This is a genomic window from Sphaerimonospora mesophila (assembly GCF_001417795.1).
Classification (GTDB): Bacteria; Actinomycetota; Actinomycetes; order Streptosporangiales; family Streptosporangiaceae; genus Sphaerimonospora; species Sphaerimonospora mesophila.
Window position 1 is genome coordinate 188,570 of sequence record NZ_BCBX01000031.1, and the last position, 22,168, is coordinate 210,737.

Here is a 22,168-nt window from a genome sequence, read left to right on the forward strand (position 1 = left end):
GAGGGCGGCGGAAGCCGTCGACCGGGACAGCCATGAAATGTCGGTGGCGGACGGCAGGATGCCGTCATGGCGACGTGGCAGGACATCGAGAAGGAGATCCCCGAGCTGGCCGCCCGCGTGCTGGCGATCATGGGGAGGAACAAGCACAAGACCATGGCGACCCTCCGCAGGGACGGTTCGCCGCGGATCAGCGGCACCGAGGTCGAGTTCGAGGCCGGCGAGGTCTGGATCGGCTCGATGCCGGGCGCGGTGAAGGCGCTCGATCTGTGCCGTGACCCGAGGGTGGCGATCCACAGCGCGTCGGAGGAGCCCGATGAGGCGAACCCTGGCGGGTGGATCGGCGACGCGAAACTGGCCGGGCTGGCGGTCGAGGTCACCGACCCGGAGGTCAAGGCGGCCCACGGGGCTACGGCCGAGCGGGATTTCCACCTTTTCCGAGTCGACGTGCGTGAGGTGGTGGTCACCGGCGTGGACGAGGCGGGGGAGCACCTGGTGATCGAGATGTGGCACGAGGGCGCCGGGCACCGCGTGGTCCGCCGCAGATGAGTCGGGCCGAGCCGATACAACCCGCCGGTGTTCACGCCTTTCCTTCTGAGCGCGGCCATCACGCTCAGGTGATCCCCGTGGTGACACACCTCGTCTTCCAGAAGGGAAATCAGGTCAATGTGTACTCAGGCAGGTCGGCGCCTGTGGCCACCGACTTGGTGCTGCTTATCAGGAGCTTCTGGACCAGGCGGGTACTGAACAGCGTGTTTCGGAACCGGAGGCCGAGGGCGCTGGCTGGGGCGAGAAACGTGCCGGGGTTGGCGCCGCGTTGCCAGCGGGCGGCGTAGGAGCGCATCCGGCTCTCGTAAGCGGCGAAGCCGGTACGGTGATCACCACCGGCGGCGGCGAGTTCGCCCGCGAGCACGTAGGCGCCGACGATGCTGGTGCCCACGCCCATTCCGCCGAGCGTCAGCCCCCAAGCGGCGTCGCCGAGCAGTGCTGCCCGGCCGGATGACCAGGTGGGGACGCGGACCCGGCTGATCGAGTCGAAGTACAACTCGGGGGCATCGCGCAGGCCGGCCAGCAAGCGCGGTACATGCCAGCGAAGGCCATGGAACGCATCGGCGATGAACTCCTTCTGCTGTTCGAGATCGTGCCAGTCGCAGTCCAGCCGTGGTGAGGCGAACATCGCGAAGACATCTGCCCGGTCTGGATCGTGCTGGTCGGCGGAGACACTGATCATCCGTCCGGGCACGTTGTACAGCTGGGGCGTGGCATCCACCGCCGGCGAGTTGGGCAGTTGCCAACCGGCCACGTAGTAGCCGAGGTGCCGCACATAGCGCTGCTCAGGCCCGAACGCGATGCGGCGCACACCCGAGTGCAGCCCGTCGGCGCCGATCACCATGTCGTACGTGCGCGTACCGTGGCGGCTGAACTCCACCTCGATGCTGTCGGCGGTCTCCGCGGCGTCGGCGATCACGTCGCCGAACAGGTATTCGGTGCGCTCGACGCTGCGCTCGTACAGCACCCGGGACAGATCGCGGCGGAGTATCTCGATCTCACCTCCGGCGAACTCGGCGGGCAACTCGAAGATCTGGCGGTCGTGCTCGTTCACCCAGCGCATCGCGCCGCCGTGGGTCTGCAGCGCGCGCAATTCCTCCAGGACGCCCATCTTCGACAGCACACCCAGATGGGTGGGGCCACGGAAGTCAACCGCGAAGCCGGAGGTGCGCAGCTCGGGCGCGATCTCCACGACGGTGGTGTCGGCCCCATGCCGGGATAGCCAGTACGCCAGGGCGGGGCCTGCGATGCCGGCACCGGAGATCAGGACTCGCAGGCCGGGCAGCACGGGCTTGATCATGATCATGCTCCCTTCAAGCTTAACTGTGTCCAATGGATACAGATTACAATAGACGCAGTTAAATGTTCGTCGCAAGGGAGTGCCAATGGCGGCCGAGACGACGGCGATCACGCTGCTGTGGGGACAGCGGACCGCGCCGAAGCGCGGGCCGAAGCCGACGCTGAGCTTGGACACGATCGCGGCCGTCGGCATCGAGATCGCCGATGCCGACGGACTCGCGGCCGTGACCATGCAACGGGTCGCCGAGCGGCTGGGCGTCACGAAGATGGCCCTGTATCGCTATGTGCCGGGTAAGACCGAGCTGGTCGCACTGATGGTCGAACTCGCTCTCGGTGAACCGCCGCCACTGACTGCGGTCGCCGACGACTGGCGGCCGAAGCTCGACACGTGGGCTCGGCAGATGTTCGACCGGTTCTGGGCGCATCCGTGGGCACTGGAGGCCACCGTCGGAGCGCGCGCGATCGGGCCCAACGAACTCGGCTGGCTGGAGCAGGCCACGGCCGCGCTGACCGGTACCGGCCTGGCCGGCTCCGAGATGCTCGATGTGGCCGTCACCATCATCGGGCACGTACGGACGATCGCGCAGCAGGCCGCGCCGGCGCCTGCTGACGCCCCCGAACAGGCGATGGGCAACACCATGGGTGCGCTGCTGACCGGCCGCGAACACCGATTCCCCGCACTGGTCGCCGCCCTGGCCGACCCGGCCGGCAAGGACCAGGCACTCGGCTTCGGTCTGCAGTGCATCCTTGACGGCGTCGAGTCGCTGATCAACCGTCGGAACTGATGTGTCGGCCGGAGCCGGTCGGGCGACTCTGCACACGAGGACCGACCGCCACGAGAGCTCCGACCACCGTCGACGGCTCGCGGAGGGGCCGCAATCGTGCGTCAGGCTTCATGCTCTTCGTGGCCGGCTGCGGCACGTGGGAGCTCACCCTGCCGGCGCCGGCGCTGCCGGGTCCCCGGCTTCGGCCGCGAGGTCAGGCCGCCGCCGGCGTGCATCTGGTGATCTCAGTGGACGCTGAAGCCGCCGTCCACGCAGATGGTCTGGCCGGTGATGTAGGCCGAGGCGTCGCCGGACAGGAAGACGGCGGCGCCGGCGAAGTCGGTGGGGACGCCGTTGCGGCCGATCATGGATCGCGCGGCGAGGGCCTCGACCCGCCCGGGCACGGCCTGGACCGATGCGGTCATCGGGGTGAGCACGAACCCGGGGATGATCGTGTTGCTGGTCACTCCGTACTGCGACCATGCCTCGGCCTGGGAACGGGTGAGCCCGCAGATGCCGGCCTTGGCCGCGCCGTAGACGCCGCTGTCGCCGAACGCGCTGATCGACTGCTGGGAGCCGATGTTGATGATGCGGCCCCAGCGGCGCTCGGCCATGCGCGGCCCGAAGTGCTGCCCGAGCAGGAACGGCGCGGTCAGGTTGACGGCGATGGTCTGGTCGTAGTCGTCGGGGGTGAGCTCGGCCATCGGCTTGCGTATGTTGTTGGCCGCGTCGTTGACCAGGATGTCGATCTCGCCGAACGCGCGTGGGGCCTCGGCGCACACGCGGGCCACGGCCGCGCGGTCGCCGAGGTCGGCGCTGATGGCGGCGGCGCGCACGCCCTGTCCCTGCAGGGCGCGTACGGCCTTGGCGAGATCTTCTGGACGCCGGGCCACCAGGATCACCGCGGCGCCGGCCCGGCCGATCGCCTCGGCCATCGCGTATCCGATGCCTGAGCTGGCGCCGGTGACGAGTGCGACCCGTCCGTGGAGGGAGAAGAGAGTATCGAGGTAGCTTGACACAGCCGATCATCCTACATATCTCGGCGAAATGCCGGACGCGTTCGGTTCAGGCGCACTCCGGGGGGCGGTTCAGGGTGCGAGGCGGGTCTCCTCCGCGTACATCTCGGCGGCCGCGGTCTGGATCTTCAGCATCACCCGTTCCATCGACTGGAGCGTCTCGGTGTCCAGCCGGTCGAGCAGGCGCAGATAGCCGGCGGTGCTGGCGTCGAGGAGTTCTTCGGCGAGGACGCGTCCGCGCGGGGTGAGCTCGACCAGCCGGACACGGCGGTCGGCGGGGTCCTCTCTGCGACTGACGAGTCCCTGGGCCACCAGCCGGTCGACGATCCCGGTGACGGTGCCGAGCCCGGTGCCGAGGGCCCTGGCCAGCGTCTGCCCGGGGGTCGCCCCCTCCCGCACGAGCACGATGACGACCTTCAACTGCTGCATCGTCAGCGTCGAGACGAGCAGGGGGTTGGATCGGTCGTGAGTGAACAGGCGGGTGAGTTCACGTTGCAGTTCGAACAGTCGGCCGATGAGGGCGCGCCGCTCGCTCTGCTCCCGCCTGTCGCTCCCGCCGTGGTCGTCGTCCGCCTGCTGCCATGCTGTCGTCACGTTGTCGCTCACGTCCACCTCTCGCCGGGACGGCAGGCTATCAGTTGGTACGAATGGGAGAAATTGTTCGCCTCGCCCGAAGTGTTATTGTGGCTCGAATACTTTGCTTAGGAAGATCCATCGAAGATCGTCGATGACGAAGGGGCCGTAGATGACCTCCCTGGCTCGGCTGAGCCTCGGGAACCGCGCTCTCGTGATGATGGTGACCGTGGTGCTCAGTGCGCTCGGCGCCTTCGCGATTCCCTCCCTCAAACAACAGCTGTTCCCCTCCCTGGAGTTCCCCGGGGCGTTCGTGGTCGCCGCCTACCCCGGCGCGTCCCCTGAGATCGTCGAGGAGCAGGTCACCAAGCCGATCGAGAACAGTTTCCAGGGCATCGCGGGCACGACCGAGATCACCTCCTCCTCGAAGGAGGGCCTGGCGCAGATCCAGGTGGCCTTCGACTTCGGCACCGACATCGACGACGCGGTGGCCAAGATGCAGCAGGCCGTCTCCCGGATCCGCGGGCAGTTGCCGGCGGACGTGGATCCGCAGGTGGTGGCCGGTAGCACCGACGACATTCCGGTGCTCGTCATCGCGGTCGGCGATTCCGGTGACCAGCATGTGCTGTTCGACCGGCTGCAGCAGGTCATGGTGCCGAGGCTGCAGTCGATCGAGGGGGTGCGCGAGGCGGCCGTCACGGGCGCACGCGCCCGTGAGATCGTGATCACTCCCGACCAGGGCAAGCTGGCCATGCGCGGCCTGTCGGCCGCGCAGATCCCCGAGCTGCTGCGCGCCAACGGCATGGCGATCCCCGCCGGCAGTCTCACCGAGGACGGCAGGACCCTGACCGTCCAGGTGGGCGACCGGATCGAGACCGTCGACGACCTCGAGAACCTCTACCTGACCCCGGCCGCGTCTGCCGGTGCGGGTGGCGCCATGACCGACCCGGCGGGCCGGTCCCAGGCCCGGACCGCCAGGCCGGGACCGGTCAAGCTCTCGGACGTCGCCGACGTCAAGGTCGAGGAGGCCGCGGCCAGCACGCTCACCCGCACCAACGGCCGGCCGAGCCTCGGCGTGTCGATCACCATGCGGCCCGACGGCAACGCGGTGCAGATCTCCCACGACGTGCGTGCCGCGCTGCCGGAGCTGACCCGCGCCCTCGGCGAAGCCGCCGAGGTGACCGTGGTGTTCGACCAGGCGCCCTACATCGAGCGGTCGATCGAGGACCTCACGACGGAAGGCCTGCTGGGCCTGGCCTTCGCCGTACTGATCATCCTGGTGTTCCTGCTGTCGGTGCGGTCGACGATCGTGACGGCCGTGTCCATCCCGCTTTCCGTGGTGATCGCGCTGATCGCGCTGTGGGCGGGTGACCATTCGCTCAACATGCTGACGCTGGGCGCGCTCACCATCGCCATCGGCCGTGTGGTGGACGACTCGATCGTGGTCCTGGAGAACATCAAGCGGCACCTCGGGTACGGGACCGAGAAGCGGCAGGCCATCCTGACGGCGGTGCGTGAGGTGGCGAGCGCGGTGACCGCCTCGACGCTGACGACGGTGGCCGTGTTCCTGCCGATCGCGTTCGTCGGCGGCATGGTGGGCGAGCTGTTCAGCCCGTTCGCGATCACGGTCACCGTGGCGCTGCTCGCCTCGCTGCTGGTGTCGCTGACGGTGATCCCGGTGCTGGCCTACTGGTTCCTCAAGACGCCCGATCTGAGCCGGGCCGAGGCCGAGGCCGTACGGGAGGAGGCGGAGCTGCGGGAGCTGCGCAGCCCGCTGCAGCGTGTCTACCTGCCCGTTCTGCGCTTCGCGACCAAGCGGCGGTTCGTCACCCTGCTGATCGGACTCGTGGTCTTCATGGGAACGATGGGGCTCGCGCCGAGCCTGAAGACGAACTTCCTCGACGACTCCGGCAACAACACGATTCAGGTGACGCAGCAGATGCCGGCCGGCACCGATCTGGCGAGCACGGACGCGGCCGCCAAGAAGATCGAGGCCGTGCTGGGGGAGTTCCGGGAGGTCGAGTCCTACCAGGTGACGGTGGGCGGCGGTAACCAGTTCATGGGCGGGCTCGGCGGCAGTTCCGACCGGGCGTCCTACTCGGTGACCCTCGACGAGGCGGCGGACGCCATCGCACTGCAGGAGTCCCTGCGGACGCGGCTCGCCGACCTGACCGACGTGGGGGAGGTCACGATCGGCGGCGGCGGCACCGGTTTCAGCTCCGACCAGATCCAGGTCATCCTCAAGGGAGCCGACCCGGCCGCGCTCAAGTCGGCCGCGACCACCGTGCGCGACGCGCTCGGCGGGATCGACGGATTGCGTGATGTGACGTCGAACCTGCAGGAGAGCGCGCCGCGCATCGAGGTGCACGTCGACCGTGAGAAGGCTGCCGCCAGGGGGCTGACCGAGACCGGCATCGGGCAGCTCGTCGCGCAGGCGTTCCGCGGCGCCCCGATCGGGTCGCTCAGCCTGGACGGCCGGTCCAGTGACATTGTCCTGCGGGGTGGCAGTGCTCCCGCCGACTTGGCCGAGGTCGAGAACATCACGCTGCCCACGGCCGCCGGCCTGGTCAAGCTCGGCTCGGTCGCCGAGGTGGTGCAGGCGGACGGCCCGACGCAGATCACTCGCCAGGACGGGGATCGCACCGCGACCGTGTCCGGCAAGGCCGACGCGGCTAACCTGGGCGCGGTCACCGCCGCGGTGACCGACAAGCTCGACGGTGTGACGCTCCCGGTCGGGATCTCCTACAAGATCGGCGGGGTGAGCGCCGACCAGGATGAGGCGTTCGCCGATCTCGGGCTGGCCATGCTGCTGGCCGTGGCGATCGTCTTCGTGATCATGGTTGCGACGTTCCGGAGTCTCGTGCAGCCGCTCATCCTGCTGGTGTCGATCCCGTTCGCGGCGACCGGCGCGATCGGGCTGCTGCTGGTCACCGACACGGCCCTGGGCGTGTCGGCGCTGATCGGCATGCTGATGCTGATCGGCATCGTGGTGACGAACGCGATCGTGCTGATCGACCTGATCAACCAGTATCGCGAGCGGGGCATGGGGGTGGTCGAGGCCGTGCTGGAAGGCGGACGGCGACGGCTGCGCCCGATCCTGATGACCGCGATCGCCACGATCTGCGCGCTGACCCCGATGGCGCTGGGCGTGACCGGTTCCGGTGGGTTCATCTCCCGGCCGCTGGCGATCGTCGTCATCGGTGGCCTGGTGTCCTCGACACTGCTCACGCTGGTCCTGGTGCCGACCCTCTACACGATGGTCGAACGGACCAAGGAGCGGCTGGGCGGGCGTCGCAGGCCGAAGAGCAGGGTGGAGGGTCCCGAGGTGAAGGTCTACGACGAGGAGTCCCTCACCCCGGCCGGGTGACCTCCGGTTCTGCCCGGGAAGCGGCCGGCGCCATCACGCGCGTCGGCCGCTTCCCGGGCCGTCTTCGCGATCTGTCCCCTGCCGCGTCCGCCTTCCGGCCTCGACCGGGACTCGGCGGTGTGGACGCGCTCATGCGGAAATAGACTGACCCAACGTGAGTGCCAAGCCGCGTATCCCGAATGTCCTGGCCGCCCGCTACGCCTCCCCGGAGCTGGCGCGCCTGTGGTCCCCGCAGCACAAGATCGTGCTGGAGCGCAGGCTCTGGCTGGCGGTGCTCAGGGCCCAGGCCGACCTCGGGATCGACGTGCCCGACCAGGTGATCGCCGACTACGAGAAGGTCGCCGACCACGTCGACCTGGCCTCGATCGCCGAACGCGAACGTGTGACCCGGCACGACGTGAAGGCCCGCATCGAGGAGTTCAACGCGCTCGCCGGTCACGAGCACGTGCACAAGGGCATGACCTCCCGCGACCTGACCGAGAACGTCGAGCAGCTGCAGATCCGCGACAGCCTGCTGCTGGTCCGCGACCGGGTCGTCGCGCTGCTCGCCCGGCTGGGGCGGCTGGCCGGCGAGCACGCCGCCACCGTCATGGCCGGCCGCTCCCACAACGTCGCCGCGCAGGCGACCACCCTCGGCAAACGTTTCGCGACCGCTGCCGACGAGCTGCTGGTGGCGTCGCGGCGGCTGGAGGAGCTGCTGGAGCGCTATCCGCTGCGCGGGATCAAGGGCCCGGTCGGCACCGCCCAGGACATGCTGGACCTGCTCGGCTCGCAGGACCGGCTGGCGGAGCTGGAGGACCGGGTCGCCGCCCATCTCGGTTTCGCCCGGCGCTTCACCAGTGTCGGACAGGTCTACCCGCGCTCCCTCGACTACGACGTGCTCACGCTGCTGGTGCAGCTGGCCGCTGCGCCGTCGTCGCTGGCCAAGACGATCCGTCTGATGGCCGGGCATGAGCTGGTCACCGAGGGCTTCGCCGAGGGCCAGGTGGGCTCGTCGGCGATGCCGCACAAGATGAACACCCGCTCCTGCGAACGCGTCAACGGCCTGACCGTCGTCCTGCGCGGGTACGCCTCGATGGCCGGGGAGCTCGCCGGGGATCAGTGGAACGAGGGCGACGTGTCCTGCTCGGTGGTCCGCCGGGTGGCCCTGCCCGACGCGTTCTTCGCTTTCGACGGCCTGATCGAGACCATGCTGACGGTGCTCGACGAGTTCGGCGCGTTCCCCGCCGTCGTCGAGGCCGAGCTGAACCGCTACCTGCCGTTCCTGGCCACCACCAAGATGCTGATGGCCGCGGTCCGGGCCGGCGTCGGCCGGGAGACCGCCCACGAGATCATCAAGGAGCATGCCGTGGGCTCGGCGCTGGCCATGCGGTCACGTGGCGCGGCCAACGAGCTGCTGGACCGGCTGTCGGCCGACTCCCGCTTCCCTCTCGGCCGCGACGAGCTGGACGCCCTGCTCGCCGACCGGATCTCCTTCACCGGCGCCGCGGCCGCCCAGGTGGCCGCGCTCACCGAGCAGATCGGTGAGATCGTCACCCGGCATCCGGAGGCCGCCGCCTACACCCCCGGCGCCATCCTCTGAGCCGGTGGTGCGGGAGCTGAAGGACGCCGCGGAGGTCGTGGCCGCCTGCGATGACGACGACCTGGTCGTGTGGGCAGCCCAGGGCATGCGACCCGGTGTGCGTGCGTGGACGTACGGCGATGCGATCGCCGTGGCCTCCCCGGGGATCGCCCGCGGCGATCGGCTCGTCGTCCGGGGCGGTCCCGTCCAGGCCATCAGGCTGGTACGGCACGCCCTGGCCGAGGCCGGCCCGTCGTTCCGGCCGTTCGGCGACGCCGTCCTCGTGCATGAGGTGGCGGCGGCCGTCGAGGGGCTGCGCGTCCCGTCCGGCTTCTCCTGGATGGCGACGCGCAAGCCGCCCGAGCCGTACGCCTCACAGGGACCGGGTGAGCCGGTGGACTGGCTGGCCACCGGTGACGAGCCCGGTGTGGCCGATCTGCTCGCGACGGCCAACCCCGACTCCTACGCCGTCCCGGGCCTGGCCGGGGTGCGCCGCTGGGCGGGCGTCCGCGACGGCGCGGGCGAACTGCTCGCCGTCGCCGCCGACGCCTGGTCGGCCCCGGCCGTGGGCCTGATCGCCGGGGTCGCGACCGCCGTACGGGCGCGCCGGCGTGGCCTGGGGGAGCGGGTCTGCCGCTTCGTCACCGAGGAGCTGCTGGCCGAACACGGCAGGGTGGCGCTGATGGTGGACGACTGGAACGACACCGCCCTGGGCGTCTATCACCGGCTCGGGTTCTCCCGCAGGCGCGTCGCCGCCACCAGGCTCGACATCTGAACGGTCATTCCGGCGACCGGCGTGCCTGTCGTACCTCGCGGTCGATCGCCCAGGCGTCCGCCACCGGACCCACGTGCCGGAGCTTGTCCGGGTTGATCACGGAGCGGATCGTCTGGATCCGCCCGTCGAGAACGTCGAGCGCCATGGCGTACAGCACCTTGCCGTCCCGGTCACGGAAGATCGCCCCTGGCTGGCCGTTGACCTCGTGCCGTTCGAACGTCAGGCCGATCCGGGCCATCCGGGGGAAGGCGTGGGCGAGCAGCCGGGCCACCTTAGCGGCGCCGATGACGGCCCTGGTCAGCTGCGGGGCCTTGCCGCCGCCGTCGCCGACCACCGATACGTCGGCGGCGAGCAGTTCCCGCAGCCCCTCGATGTCGCCCTCGCGTAGGGCGTCGAAGAAGCGTTCGGCGAGCTCTTCCCGCTCCCGGCGATCCGCGTCGAATCGGGGCCGGCCCGCGGCCATGTGGCGGCGGGCCCGTACGGCGAGCTGGCGGCAGGCCGCCTCCGAGCGGCCCACGGCCGAGGCGACCTCGTCGAAGCCGAACCCGAACACCTCGCGCAGCACGAAGACGGCGCGTTCGAGCGGGCTGAGGCGCTCCAGCAGCAACAGGGCCGCCATCGACACCGAGTCGGCCAGCTCGGCCGACCGCTCCGGATCCGCGTAGGGGTCGGTGAGCAGCGGCTCGGGCAGCCACGGCCCGGCGTACTCCTCCCGCCGCACCCGTGCGGAACGCAGCACGTCGATCGAGATCCGGGTGATCGTGGTGGACAGGAACGCCTTGGCCGAACCGGGCTGGGGCGGGGAGGCCTCGTAGCGCAGCCAGGTCTCCTGGACCGCGTCCTCGGCCTCGCCCACACCGCCCAGGATCCGGTAGGCGATCGAGAACAGCAGTGGCCGCAGCTTTTCGAACTCCTCGGCTCGGGTCACGTCACCTCCTCCTTGTGGCCGTGGCGGTCAGCCGGTGAAGGGCTGGATGCCGAGGCGGCCCCAGGCGAGGAATGCCGCGAGCGCGAGATAGATCATGTTCAGCAGCACGTGCATGGGTTCGCCGCGGCGGCCATGGGTGATCGCCGCACCGACCATCAGCAAGATCCAGCAGACGGCGGTCACCGGCACGAGAACCGGGGCGATGCCGAGCGCGGCGGGCAGGATGAGGCCCGCGGCGGCCAGGATTTCAAGGACGCCGAGGGTCTTGACGAAGCCGGCGCCGACGTCCGCGGTCCATCCCCCACCGTGAACCGCGGCCAACTTCTCCCTGGGCACGAATGTCTTGGTAATGCCCCCGGTCAGGGCTACCGCGGCCAGCAGCCCGGCGGCGATCCACAAGGTGAGGTTCATCGTCTGCTCCTTAACGAGGATTGTCGTGCACCTCGTAGACGAGATGGCGACCCCCGCCTGTGACATCGCGCCGGCCTGACCGCTCAGGAGGTGAGGCCGTCGATGACGCCGGGCAGTTCCGACAGGGAGGTGACGGTGACGACAGGAGCGGGCACGGGCCGGCCGGTGGCGTGCCGGTCCAGCCAGACGCCGTGCATGCCGACGTGTGTCGGGCCGACCGCGTCGAGTTCGAGGTTGTCGCCCACGAGCAGCACCTCATCCGGGCACAGGCCCAGTTTGGCGGCCGCACGCAGATAGCATTCCGGGTCCGGCTTGAAGCGGCCGCCGAGCGCGTCGGGCGTCAGCACCGGGTCGAGCCGGTCCAGCAGGCCGAGGCGGCGCAGCTTTGCCTCCTGCTGCAGCGGCACGCCGTTGGTCAGCACGCCCAGCGTCAGCCCCCGGCCGCTGTCGTCGAGGGCGTCCAGCACCGGCACGGCGTCGGGGAAGGCCGCCCAGGCGGTCTCGTAATGCGCCAGGAACCGCGCGAACGCCTCGTCGAGGTCCGGCGGCACCGGCAGGCCGAGCCGTACGCAGAACTCCCGCAGCCGTCTGCGCCGCTGCTCCTCGAAGGAGCACTCTCCCGAATGCCAGGCCGGCAGGTGCTTGTCCTCCAGCTCCCGCCACAGTGAGGGCGTCTCCGGCAGCAGCGCGTGGCCGGGGGCGACCGACTCGGTCCAGCGGGTCACCCCGTGGGCGACCGCGCCGCGGTGGTCGAAAAGGGTCTCGTCGAGATCGAACAGAATGGACCTGATCACAACCAGTGATTCTGTCAGGCCGGGCGGAGCCGTTCGGCCAGTTCGGGCAGGGCCCGGCTGATCGGTTCGCGGATCACCTCGTCGGCCAGGTGGTCGTACGGCGTCGCCTCGCCGTTGACGATCACCAGCCGTGCGCCGGCGCCGGCGGCAAGCCGTACGAGGGAGGCGGCGGGCTGCACCCGCAGCGACGTGCCGACCGCGACGAACACCTCGCACTCGTGCGCCGCGTCGACCGCGCCCTCCAGGACGTCGGGGTCGAGTCCCTGGCCGAACATCACGGTCGCCGTCTTCAGGATGCCGCCGCACGCGAGGCACGACGGGTCGTGCTCCCCGGCGAGCACCCGGTCGATCGCCTCTCGGGTCGTGGAGCGGGTTCCGCAGCCCGTGCAGACCGCGCCGAACATGTTGCCGTGCAGCTCCAGCACCCGCTCGGGCGGTGATCCGGCCCGCTGGTGCAGTCCGTCGACGTTCTGGGTGACGATCCAGACGTCGGCGCCGGCGGCGGCCAGCTCCACCAGCGCGCGGTGACCCGCGTTGGGTTCGGCCCGCCAGGCCGGGCTTTGGTGGCGGAACAGCCACGAACGACGCCGGATGTCGGGATCGGCCATGTAGTAGTCGTAGGTGACGAGTTTCTCGTAGTCGGGGTCGCGGTGCCACAGGCCGTCCGGCCCCCGGTAGTCGGGAATGCCCGACTCGGTGGAGATCCCTGCCCCGGTCAGTACGGTCACCTTCATAGCCGAGATCGTAGGGCCCTCCGCGAACCCGATGCAGCGGGCTGAAGTTCTCCGAGGTGGAGGGCCCTCTCCGCGTGTCAGCCCCGCTTGTTGTAGAGATACAGGGCGAGCGGCGCGCACACTCCGGTGATGGCAGCGGTCGCGATGAGCGACCAGGCGACAGATCCGCCGGTGCCGCCGACGTCGTTCATCAAGCCCCGGGCCGCGGTCGTGACGTGGCTGAGCGGGTTGACCTCGACGAAGGCTTGGAGCCAGCCGGGCATAGTGCTGGGCTGGACGAAGATGTTGCTGGCGAAGGAGAGGGGCATCAGCACGAGGTTGGCGATGCTGATGACGACGGCCGGGTCGGGAATGAACAGGGCGACCGTGGCCCACAGCAAGGACAGGGAGAGCCCGAAGGCGACGATCAGGGCTGTCGCGGCGAGCACGCCCGGTGCGCCGCCATCGGGCCGATAGCCCATGATCAGTCCGAGGACCACCACGATGGCGGAAGCGGAAAGGTAACGGGCGGCATCGCTGAGCAGGCCACCGAGCACGAAGGCGCCGCGCCAGACGGGCAGGGAACGGAAGCGGTCGAAGGCTCCGGTCGTCACGTCCTTGGCGAGACGGGCACCGCCGTACATGGTGACGATGGCGATGCTCATGCTCAGCGTGCCGGGCAGGAGGAACGTGAGGTAGTCGCCGGGCGAGCCGCTGATAGCCCCGCCGAAGAGGTAGGTGAACAGCACGGTGATCAGCATGGGGATGGCGACCGAGTCCACAAGCTGTTTGGGGTCATGCTTGATCTTGAGTACGGCTCGCCGGCCGAAGGTCGCGGAGGCGGCGAGTGCCCCGGTACGGCGGCGTGCGGGGCTTGTGATGAGCAGGACGTCGATGCGGTCGACCTCCGCCGAGGCGGTGCGCGGGGTGGCGGCCGGGGTGCTCATGCGTCCGCGTCCTCCTGGTCGTCGGCGGCCGGGTGGCCGGTCAGGGCGAGGAACGCCTCGTCCAGACTGGGCTGGCCGAGAGCGATCTCGGCGACGCCCACCCGTGCCTCGGCGAGCCGGGTCAGGGCGTGCCCGACCAGTCGGCCCACGTCTGCCGCGTCAGCCGGAGTGGCAAGCAGCACGGACAGGGTGAGCGGATCGGCGGCGGGTCGGACCGTCCCTGCCGGGACACCGGCGAGGATCTGTTGCGCTTGCCGACGCTGCTCGCCGTCGACGAGCCGGACATGCAGGGTGCCCGAGCCGACTCGGGATTTGAGCTGGGCACTGGTGCCTTCGGCCACGATCCGGCCGTTGTCCATGACCGCGATCTGCTCGGCGAGCTGGTCGGCCTCCTCGAGGTATTGGGTGGTGAGCAGCACCGTGGTGCCGGCTGCGGCGATCCGGCGGACCAGCTCCCACACCCGGCTGCGACTTCGCGGGTCGAGCCCGGTGGTCGGCTCGTCGAGGAACAGCAGGTCGGGGGTCACGATCAGGCTGGCCGCGATGTCCAACCTGCGGCGCATCCCGCCCGAGTATCCGCCTACCGGGCGGCCGGCTGCGGGGGTCAGATCGAAGGCGGCGAGCAGGTCATCGGCTCGATGTTCGCAGACGGCGCGGGACAGGCCGTGGAGGCGGCCGAGGATGGTCAGGTTCTCATGTCCGGTCAGGTCCTCGTCCAGGGCGGCGAACTGGCCGGTCACGGCCACGCGGGCCCGGATCGCGTTCCGCTCGCTGATCACGTCGTGGCCGAGGACGCGGGCGGTGCCGCCGTCCGGCCGGGTCAAGGTGGTCAGGATGCGGATCATGGTGGTCTTGCCCGCCCCGTTGGGGCCGAGGAACCCGAACACCTGATCGCGCCGGACCGTGAGGTCGATCCCGTCCAGTGCTCGGTTCTCACCGTAAACCTTGACCAGGCCGCGCACCTCGATCGCCGCCTGGCCCGAATCCATGCTGTTCTTCGACATGCCGTAAGAGTCGTCTGCCTGTTGCGACATGTCTTGAAAAAATGTTCCACTCGAGTGGTCAGCGCGGCGGGCATCGGGACACGGCGCAGCGCTCGTCCGGGTCAGCTGTCAGATGTGCGCCGGGGAGGCCACGCGACATCGTCGATCGCGAGAAACGGCGAGTCCGCAACCGCGGTCGGTGTCATCCCGGCGAAGGCCATGACGTCTCTGTGCAGGTGGGACTGGTCGGCGAAGCCGCTTTCCGCTGCTACCAGGGCGGCGCCATGGCCGGCGGCGAGACGGTGGGCCGCGTGGTCGAAGCGGATGAGCCGGGCGACACGCTTGGGGGTGAGGCCGACCTGGGCGCGGAACCGGGACCAGAGACGTTTACGGCTCCATCCGATCTCGGCGACCAGTCGTTCGATCCGCACCCGCCCTCGACTGGCCACCAGTTGCCTCCAGGAGAAGGCGACTTCCGGGTCGACGGCTCGGCCTGCATCGTTTCGCCGAGCCAGTACGGCCTCCGCGATCGCGAATCGGTCCTCCCACGACCTGGCGGCACGCAGGCGCTCTTGGATTCGCACGGCCTCCCGTCCCCAAAGGTCGTCGAGGGCGACCACCGTCCCGGACAATTCGGAGGAGGCGCCCAGGACCGCGTGCGCGACCATCGGCGAAAGCCGCAACTGGAGGCACTCGGAACTTCTGGCCAACCCCCGTCCCCTGGCCCTGTTGGGCGCGAGCCCGGCGATGACGCGTTCTCGCTGCTGCGAGCCACAGTCGTCTTCGACGACGAACGGCTGGTCGCCGAGGTCGAAGATCACCGTAACCGCGGGGTGGGGGACCAACGCGATGTCGGGGAACTCATTCGCTTGATCGCTGAAACCTGCCATCACGATCCCCGGCAGCCGACCAGGACGGGATGGGACCGTGATCTCCCATCGAGGTGCGCCGGCGCGAGCCGGTCGGCCTGATCGCATGCCGATATGGTAAAAGCCGCCTCGAGGCGACCACAACGCGACGATTCTCAAGACACGGCTCGGGGGCGCGACAACCGTCGCCCCCGCTGCCCGGTACGGATCCTCCTGCCGGGCGGCGGCCTGGCAGCGGGTGGGGCGGCGGCTTCGAGCCACAGGGGCGGCGCCGAACGGCAACTCCCGATCAGAGGCGGCCGACCCAGATCTCGCGCTCGGCACCATCGGGGTCGCCGACGACGGTGATCTCCTCGTCGATCAGCGCGGTGGATCGGTCGGCCAGGCTGTATCGGGGCCAGCCCGGGTCGCCGTCGGTGACGAAGCGGACCCAGGCGCCGTGGGTCGTATCGGCGACGACCTGTGGTGGTTCGCCGCCGATCAGGGCGTGGCTGGACTCCTCGTCGAGGAGGTCGAAGACGTACGGGATCTCCACCGCGTGGGCGGCACCGAGGCGGCCGCCGAAGCTCGGCGACTCGTGGTCGAAGCGGTACATCCAGGTGCCGGCCTCGCCGGCCTCGAGGTGTGCCTCGGCGACCCGGATCGCCGGAATTCGAATGAAGCAGTCGGTCGTCACGGCAGCGAGCAGGTCCCCGTTGCTCGCTCCCGGTCGGGCCGCCCGGTAGCGCTCGACCGTCCCGTCGGGTGCGCCGTAGGCGTTCACCACTGCGGAGAGCAGGGGCTCATCGACGACGTCGATCATGCCGGTGGGGACGAGGCCGATGCGGGTGTCGTCCCGGTTCCACCCGGCCAGGAGCCGTACGCCACCGCCTGCGCCCATTTTCAACGCGTCGAGCGGGTGGTCGGGGAGGATGTCGCCGTCGACGGCGGGGGCGAAGGGGAGACTATCCCACTTGGCCGGATCCGAGGCGGTCTGGACCTCCCGGAGAAGGGCGGACGACGCCCGCGCGAGCCGTTCGACCGGCACTTCGCTGAACGCCTCGCGGGTCGGAACGATCCCGAGAGACTCAGCCAGCCTTGAAGCGACGCCTGCGGCGGACTCAGCGGTCAGCGTCTGTGCGGCCGACCCGCTTTGGGTGATCGCCTGGCGGAACAAGCCTTGGGCGCGGGGCATGGCCATAAGGGTGACGATGCTCATGGCCCCGGCGGACTGGCCCGCGATGGTCACCCTCGCCGGATCACCGCCGAAGGCGGCGATGTTGCCCTGGACCCACTCCAGCGCGGCGATCTGGTCCAGCGACCCCAGGTTGGCCGTGCCGTCGTCGAGGTGGAGAAAGCCCTCGGCGCCGAGCCGGTAGTTGATCGTGACGCACACGACTCCGTCGCGGGCGAAGGAGATGCCACGGTAGCCGGCGACCGATCCGGACCCCTTCGTGAACATGCCGCCATGAATCCAGACCAGCACCGGCAGTCCGGACCCCCCGGGGTCGGGGGTCCACACGTTGAGGTTGAGGCATTCCTCGCCGGGGATCACGACCTCCGGGAACAGCGCGGCACTTTCCTGATCGTCGTTTTCTTTCGGGCAGGTCGGCCCGTAGTCGATGGCGCTACGCTCGCCCTCCCACCGCACGGGTGGCTCGGGAGGCCGCATGCGGTGCGCTCCGAAGGGTGCAGCGGCGTACGGGATCCCGAGGAACGCCGCCACTCCCCGGTCCATCCGCCCCCGCAGCCGACCACTCGCCACCTGAACCTCTGGCGCGCTGTCCACGGTCGTCGTCTCACCTCTCCTGTCGCCTGGAGCTCTGGAGGTCGACCATCGCAGGCTCAGGGCCGAGGGGTCTTGAACGAATGTTCCGCTGTGTCGTCGGCACCGTGAGCGCCGGCGTCGTGTCGAGACCGTGACCTATCCGGCGACGGCGGCGAACGACAGCAGAGCCGGAGAAGTGCTCATGCCGGGTCATCCTCCCGGCGGGGCGGGCGCGCCTCCAGGGGTGATCCGTACGCCGTTTTCAGCTCTGTCCGGCGTCGTCCGGGTCGCGCGGGGCGGCGTCCCGCCTGAGCAGGGGGTGGAAGTTCATGGCGGCCTCCAGCTCGCCGGGCAGCTCGTCGCGGTAGCGGCCGAGGGTCGACAGGTCGCCGTGGCCGAGCACCCGGCGTACCGCGTCCATGTCGGTGCCGTCTGCCAGCAGGTGGGTGGCCGTGGTGTGCCGTAAGCCGTGCGGGGTGACGTCACGCCGCTGTCCGGGCTCCACCCGCCGCTGCACCCGGTCGATCACCGCCTGCACGTCGCCGCGCGCCAGCCTGCGGCCACGCCACGACAGCAGCAGCGCCTTCTCCTCCCCACCGGGGGTCCGTACGCTCAGGTAGGCGTCGAGCAGCCGGGCGACGTCGCGGGGAAGGGGGACGTCGCGGGTCCGTCCGCCCTTGCCGAAGATCCGCCAGTAGCGCACCCCGTCGTTGGTGTAGAAGTCCTCGACGTTGGCCCGCACCAGTTCCGACACCCTCGGCCCGAGAGTGACCAGCAGCAGCACGATCAGCGCGTCGCGTACCTCGGTCCGCTGGTCCCGCCGCTGCGGCTTAGCCGTACCCGGCCCGGTGGCGGCGCGTTCTGTTCCGGCCTGCGGGGATCGGGCCGCCTGGATCAGCCCCTCGGCCTGCTCCCTGGTCAGCGCCCGGCGCTCGGGCCGCAGGCCGCCCCGCTCCCTGGCCGTCACCGAGGACGCCGCCATCGGGTTGAGGTGCACCCATCCCGCGACCGCCGCGTGCTTGAACAGTGCCGACACCGACCGGCGGAACCTCGCCTGCGAGGCCGCGCTCTGCGTGGACCTCCCGGGTGTCTCACGCGCGGCCGACCTGGTGCGCCGTTCATCCGGCTTGCGGGCGAAGGCCAGCAGCACGGCGTCGACGTCCTCACCGGTCAGGTCGTCGAGCACCCGATCCGGGCCGGCCAGCCGTACGAACGTGGCGACGTCGCGGGCGTACACCTCGGCGGTGGCGGGGGAGAGGGCGCCGGTCAGCGTCCTGGCCCGGACCAGCTCCACATAGCGGTCGGCGGCCTCCTGCACGGTCAGCCGATTCACCTGGGCGGGCAACATGATCTACACGGTATCGATCCCGCCCGACAGCCGGTGCCGGCTCCGGTCGTGCTCCGCTGGGGTCAGCAGGTGCTCGCACCGTCGAAATTGCGCGGTCCCCTGGGGATCCGGTGCTTGAGGGTCTGTCCCGGGGCGACGCTGCGGCAGGGGCCGTCGGCCCCGTGTGACCAGACGATTTTGATGTTCATGCGGCTGCCGCAGTCGTTTCGGGCGTAGCCCGTCTTGGTGACGTTGCCGGTCCGCTGCCAGACCGCGATGCAGCTCGGGGCGTTGCCGAGAGGCAGCACCGCCGAGGGGGCGGCCACACCGGCCGAGGCGGGTGCCCGCATCAGCGGCAGGACGGCGACGCAGGCCGCGACGGAGACGAGTGCGGCGACGACGGAAGCGGGGCGAGGGAAGCGCATCGGCAGCCCTTTCTCTCTTATGGGACCAATGGTGATCACGGGAGCCGAAGCACTCCTGAAAGCCGTCTCAGGAGAACGGGGAATACCTTCCGGGTTCGTTGTCGCTTCTCTCCACCTGGAAGAGACTTACATGGGATGCGATTGCTGTAAACCCCTTCCGTGGGACTTGTTAAGCACTTCTACCTGCGAAGAAGTACGGAGAAGGGGTCTCACGGAATAGCAGGAGAACGATGTCTTGGCGATTTTCGTACGGATTTATCGCGACGTTCGCATCGATATATCTGCGTGTCAGTCGATTCTGGTGACCTGCTTGAGGAATACGACGCCGTCGATCATGCCGAGCTGGTGCGGGTCAAGCGGGAAATAGGCGAAATCGCGGGAGACGCGCCGGGCGGGCTCCGTGATGGCCTCGGCCAGGCGACGGGCGTCGACGAGAGAGTCGTCCCACGGGAGCGTGGACAGGATGCCCTCGACGGTGTCCGGGGGCGGGACGTCGTCGCCGACCGTGCCGAGGGCCGAGGCCAGGAAGGCGTACCGGTCGCCCAGGTGCGTCGCCGTGATCGCCCCGGCGCTCCACCACTCCAGCCGCTGGTCGCCGAGCGACATGAGGCTCATGGTCCGCTGCAGGTGAAGGTTGTGGGCGAAGACCAGGGCCGGGCCGTGCTCGGCGGCGGCACGCAGGTTGGCGGCCATCATCGCGTCCCGCAGGGCCGACAGCCGCGCTATCCGCGCCGGGGACGTGTCGGCCATCCAGTGGTGGTAGCGGAGCAGGCCGACGGCGGTCCGCCCGTACAGTGCCGCCCGCTCCCTGTCCTGCGCGCTCAGCCGCGGCGCCTGCGTGTCGAGCAGCGCCACCAGGTCGTCGGCGATCAGCCGCAGCCGCTGGGCCTCGGCCGATCGGCCGATCGACTGCGACGGGTCCATGACCGTGGCCTCGTTCGTCCACCGGTCGTCCGGGCCGAGCAGCGTGTCGAGGCTCTCCGCCGTGCAGGGGAGCGGGCCGCCCAGGAGTGCGTACAGGGAGGTGAGCGCCTGACGCGGGCTCTCGGCCCAATACTCCAGCGGGCCGTCGAACCCGAAGAACCGGAGCTTCTCGTCATGCTCCTCGTTGTAGGCCCGCATCCAGCGTACGAGCTCGCGGTTGGCCGGCACGGCGCCGAAGCCGTGGCTGAAGCCGTGTTCCATGACGTCGTCGAGCGTGCCGGCGCCCGTCGTGATGTGGTCGTCCACCACCAGGCCCCTGAGGCAGTCGCTCTCGATGGCGAACGACCGGTAGCCCTCGCGCTCGACCAGATGCCGGAAGATCTCGTTGCGCACCTCGCCCAGCTTCCCCACGAAGTGTCTCGCCTCCCCCAGGCCGAGCAGCAGGGGCTCGGCGGGAAGCGACCGCAGGAAAGCCGAGACGCCCGGGCCGTCGAGCGGACGGGACGTGTCCTTGATGTCCATGCATTCAACGCTATCGTTGAACCTTCGGTGTAAACTTTTCCGGGAAATTCCCGTATTCAGCGCGATGGACCTACAAACGGTGATACATCCATGAGGCCGGTGGATCTGGCGCGGGAGCACGGCCTGTCCACCCAGGCGATCAGGAACTACGAGGACGCCGGCATCCTGCCCGCCGCCGAGCGCACCGTCCACGGCTACCGCACCTATACGCCGCTGCACGCGCAGGCCCTGCGCGCGTTCCTCGCCCTCGTGCCCGGGCATGGTCACCGGACGGCCACATCGATCATGCGGGCGGTCAACCGGGGCGCAACCGAGGACGCGCTGCGGCTCATCGACGAAAGCCACGGCCAACTTCTCGACGACCGCCGCACCCTCCAGGCCGTCGAAGTCGCACTCCGCGATCTGGCGCCCGTGGCGGCCGAGCGTGGCGACACCTTCATCGGCCCCCTGGCCGGGAGGCTCGGCATCCGCCCCGCCACGCTGCGCAAATGGGAGGACGCCGGGCTGGTCCGGCCGCGCCGCGATCCGCGGACCGGTTACCGGATCTACGGCGCGGCAGACGTACGGGACGCCCGGCTGGTCCACCAGCTCAGGCGCGGCGGCCACCTGCTGGAGCAGATCGCCCCGCTGATCGATCAGGTCCGCTCCGCCGGAGGCGTCGCCCCGCTGGAGTCGGCCCTGCGCGAGTGGCGGGGCCGCCTGTCCGCCCGGGGCCGCGCCATGCTCAGGGGCGCCGCCGACCTGGACGCCTATCTCTGCGCCCGCGAACGCGGCGGCGGCCCGTCGCCATAGGATCGGCCGGCTCACGCGGCCGGTGCTTCGAGATCGCGTGCCTGGCGGAGCCAGGTGGTGAACAGTTCGGTGTCGATGTCGCCCGGCGTGCGGCGGTTACACCCTGCGGCAGTTGCGGTACCGCGGCTGATCACCGCTCGTGCTGTCGGGCGATCTGGACGAGGTCGCCGCGGGTGCCGTCGAGCACGGCCGTGGTCACCGGTCCCGTCTCGAGCGGCTCCTGGGCGGCCTGGTCGTACGTACGCCGTTCCGAGATGGTCCGATGACCGACGGCCCGGTCGCCGATGACGAAGGTCCCTGCCACCTGCCGGTGGTCGCGGCGGAGACTGAGGTGGGCGTCCCGCCGGACGGACGCCGTCCAGGGAGTGCGGATGTGCGAATACTGTGGCTGCCAGGCGCTGGCGACCATCGACGAGCTGACCCGCGAGCACGACGCGGTCGTCGACCTGATCGGTGCTGTGCGGACCGCGAACCGGCACGGCGACGTGCGTCTCATGGCCGAACTGGCCCGCAGGATCGCGGCCGTGCTGGAACCGCACACCAAGGTGGAGGAGCACGGCCTGTTCCCGGCGCTCGCCGGCGACTTCCCCGACCAGATCGCGGCGCTGGAGGCCGAGCACCGGCTGGTCGAGGCGGTGCTCGGCGAGGCCGTCGACGCCGCCGACGGCGTCCCGACGGATCCGGCCTGGCCGCGGCGGCTCCTGGACGTCCTCGACGTCCTGCGCCGGCACATACTCAAGGAGCAGGACGGGGTGTTCCCCGCCGCGCTGGCCGGTCTGAGCACGGGCGACTGGGAGGCGATCGAGGCGGTGCGCGAACGCGCCGGACGCCTGGCGCCTCCCGCCGCCGCCCGCTAGGCCGGTCACTGCGCGAAGGCGCGTACGG

General features: G+C 70.1%; 22 protein-coding genes. 7 read left to right on the forward strand and 15 right to left on the reverse strand.

The features are described 5' to 3' along the window. The first annotated feature begins 66 nt into the window (after positions 1-66). Positions 67-546, forward strand: coding sequence for a hypothetical protein (locus tag AP234_RS05230; RefSeq protein ID WP_055478402.1), 480 nt, complete (start codon positions 67-69; stop codon positions 544-546). Positions 547-655: 109 nt separating this feature from the next. On the opposite strand, the gene AP234_RS05235 is transcribed toward AP234_RS05230, so the two are convergent. Continuing rightward, a complete protein-coding gene (locus AP234_RS05235) occupies positions 656-1,957 on the reverse strand; it encodes an FAD-dependent monooxygenase (protein WP_200926234.1) in 1,302 nt (433 codons plus the stop codon). On the opposite strand from AP234_RS05235, the gene AP234_RS05240 reads away from it, so the two are divergent. Beyond that, on the forward strand, positions 1,932-2,630 hold the full coding sequence (locus AP234_RS05240; RefSeq protein WP_055478403.1) for a TetR/AcrR family transcriptional regulator C-terminal domain-containing protein: 699 nt from the start codon (positions 1,932-1,934) through the stop codon (positions 2,628-2,630). The genes AP234_RS05235 and AP234_RS05240 overlap by 26 nt on opposite strands. A gap of 224 nt (positions 2,631-2,854) precedes the next feature. On the opposite strand, the gene AP234_RS05245 is transcribed toward AP234_RS05240, so the two are convergent. After that, positions 2,855-3,628 carry an SDR family oxidoreductase gene (locus tag AP234_RS05245; protein ID WP_055478404.1) on the reverse strand — a complete coding sequence of 258 codons (774 nt, stop codon included), beginning with the start codon at positions 3,626-3,628 and terminating at the stop codon, positions 2,855-2,857. Positions 3,629-3,697: 69 nt separating this feature from the next. Continuing rightward, complete coding sequence (locus tag AP234_RS05250) at positions 3,698-4,231, reverse strand: MarR family winged helix-turn-helix transcriptional regulator (RefSeq protein WP_235557970.1); 534 nt, start codon at positions 4,229-4,231, stop codon at positions 3,698-3,700. A gap of 139 nt (positions 4,232-4,370) precedes the next feature. Here AP234_RS05250 and AP234_RS05255 point away from each other — a divergent pair, with 139 nt between their 5' ends. From AP234_RS05255 to AP234_RS05265, 3 genes are all read left to right on the forward strand, one after another. Next, the gene (locus AP234_RS05255; protein ID WP_055478405.1) at positions 4,371-7,565 is read left to right on the forward strand and encodes an efflux RND transporter permease subunit; all 3,195 of its coding nucleotides are present in this window, start codon (positions 4,371-4,373) and stop codon (positions 7,563-7,565) included. Between the two features lie 154 nt (positions 7,566-7,719). Further along, positions 7,720-9,147: an adenylosuccinate lyase gene (purB, locus tag AP234_RS05260; protein ID WP_055478406.1), complete on the forward strand. Its 1,428-nt coding sequence runs from the start codon at positions 7,720-7,722 to the stop codon at positions 9,145-9,147. A 4-nt stretch (positions 9,148-9,151) separates the two neighbouring features. After that, positions 9,152-9,901, forward strand: a complete 750-nt coding sequence (locus AP234_RS05265) for a GNAT family N-acetyltransferase (RefSeq protein ID WP_200926235.1) — start codon at positions 9,152-9,154, stop codon at positions 9,899-9,901. A 4-nt stretch (positions 9,902-9,905) separates the two neighbouring features. On the opposite strand, the gene AP234_RS05270 is transcribed toward AP234_RS05265, so the two are convergent. From AP234_RS05270 to AP234_RS05320, 11 genes are all read right to left on the reverse strand, one after another. Continuing rightward, positions 9,906-10,829 (reverse strand): RNA polymerase sigma-70 factor, encoded by a 924-nt coding sequence (locus tag AP234_RS05270; RefSeq protein WP_055478407.1) that lies wholly within the window; start codon positions 10,827-10,829, stop codon positions 9,906-9,908. A gap of 27 nt (positions 10,830-10,856) precedes the next feature. Beyond that, positions 10,857-11,240, reverse strand: coding sequence for a DoxX family protein (locus AP234_RS05275; protein ID WP_055478408.1), 384 nt, complete (start codon positions 11,238-11,240; stop codon positions 10,857-10,859). Positions 11,241-11,323: 83 nt separating this feature from the next. Next, entirely contained in the window at positions 11,324-12,034 is a 711-nt protein-coding gene (locus tag AP234_RS05280; RefSeq protein WP_055478409.1) for an HAD family hydrolase, read from the reverse strand. Positions 12,035-12,048: 14 nt separating this feature from the next. Further along, positions 12,049-12,768 carry an SIR2 family NAD-dependent protein deacylase gene (locus AP234_RS05285; protein ID WP_055478410.1) on the reverse strand — a complete coding sequence of 240 codons (720 nt, stop codon included), beginning with the start codon at positions 12,766-12,768 and terminating at the stop codon, positions 12,049-12,051. Positions 12,769-12,845: 77 nt separating this feature from the next. Next, positions 12,846-13,694 carry an ABC transporter permease gene (locus tag AP234_RS05290; RefSeq protein WP_055478411.1) on the reverse strand — a complete coding sequence of 283 codons (849 nt, stop codon included), beginning with the start codon at positions 13,692-13,694 and terminating at the stop codon, positions 12,846-12,848. Beyond that, positions 13,691-14,698 (reverse strand): ATP-binding cassette domain-containing protein, encoded by a 1,008-nt coding sequence (locus AP234_RS05295; protein ID WP_055478822.1) that lies wholly within the window; start codon positions 14,696-14,698, stop codon positions 13,691-13,693. Before AP234_RS05295 ends, AP234_RS05290 begins: the two co-directional genes overlap by 4 nt. Before the next feature lie 101 nt (positions 14,699-14,799). Then, on the reverse strand, positions 14,800-15,567 hold the full coding sequence (locus AP234_RS05300) for an AraC family transcriptional regulator (RefSeq protein WP_200926236.1): 768 nt from the start codon (positions 15,565-15,567) through the stop codon (positions 14,800-14,802). A 268-nt stretch (positions 15,568-15,835) separates the two neighbouring features. Next, positions 15,836-17,314 carry a carboxylesterase family protein gene (locus AP234_RS05305; RefSeq protein ID WP_083501805.1) on the reverse strand — a complete coding sequence of 493 codons (1,479 nt, stop codon included), beginning with the start codon at positions 17,312-17,314 and terminating at the stop codon, positions 15,836-15,838. Positions 17,315-17,555: 241 nt separating this feature from the next. Further along, complete coding sequence (locus AP234_RS05310; RefSeq protein WP_055478413.1) at positions 17,556-18,641, reverse strand: tyrosine-type recombinase/integrase; 1,086 nt, start codon at positions 18,639-18,641, stop codon at positions 17,556-17,558. Positions 18,642-18,703: 62 nt separating this feature from the next. Beyond that, a complete protein-coding gene (locus tag AP234_RS05315; RefSeq protein WP_055478414.1) occupies positions 18,704-19,045 on the reverse strand; it encodes a hypothetical protein in 342 nt (113 codons plus the stop codon). Between the two features lie 288 nt (positions 19,046-19,333). Further along, positions 19,334-20,491 carry an erythromycin esterase family protein gene (locus tag AP234_RS05320; protein WP_055478415.1) on the reverse strand — a complete coding sequence of 386 codons (1,158 nt, stop codon included), beginning with the start codon at positions 20,489-20,491 and terminating at the stop codon, positions 19,334-19,336. Between the two features lie 90 nt (positions 20,492-20,581). Between AP234_RS05320 and AP234_RS05325 the strand changes: the two genes are divergently transcribed. Further along, entirely contained in the window at positions 20,582-21,283 is a 702-nt protein-coding gene (locus AP234_RS05325; RefSeq protein WP_055478416.1) for a TioE family transcriptional regulator, read from the forward strand. A 130-nt stretch (positions 21,284-21,413) separates the two neighbouring features. Here the strand turns inward: AP234_RS05325 and AP234_RS38390 are convergent, their stop codons facing one another. After that, positions 21,414-21,587 (reverse strand): hypothetical protein, encoded by a 174-nt coding sequence (locus AP234_RS38390; protein WP_235557971.1) that lies wholly within the window; start codon positions 21,585-21,587, stop codon positions 21,414-21,416. Positions 21,588-21,654: 67 nt separating this feature from the next. Here AP234_RS38390 and AP234_RS05330 point away from each other — a divergent pair, with 67 nt between their 5' ends. Beyond that, positions 21,655-22,140, forward strand: a complete 486-nt coding sequence (locus AP234_RS05330; RefSeq protein ID WP_055478417.1) for a hemerythrin domain-containing protein — start codon at positions 21,655-21,657, stop codon at positions 22,138-22,140. Positions 22,141-22,168: the final 28 nt, after the last annotated feature.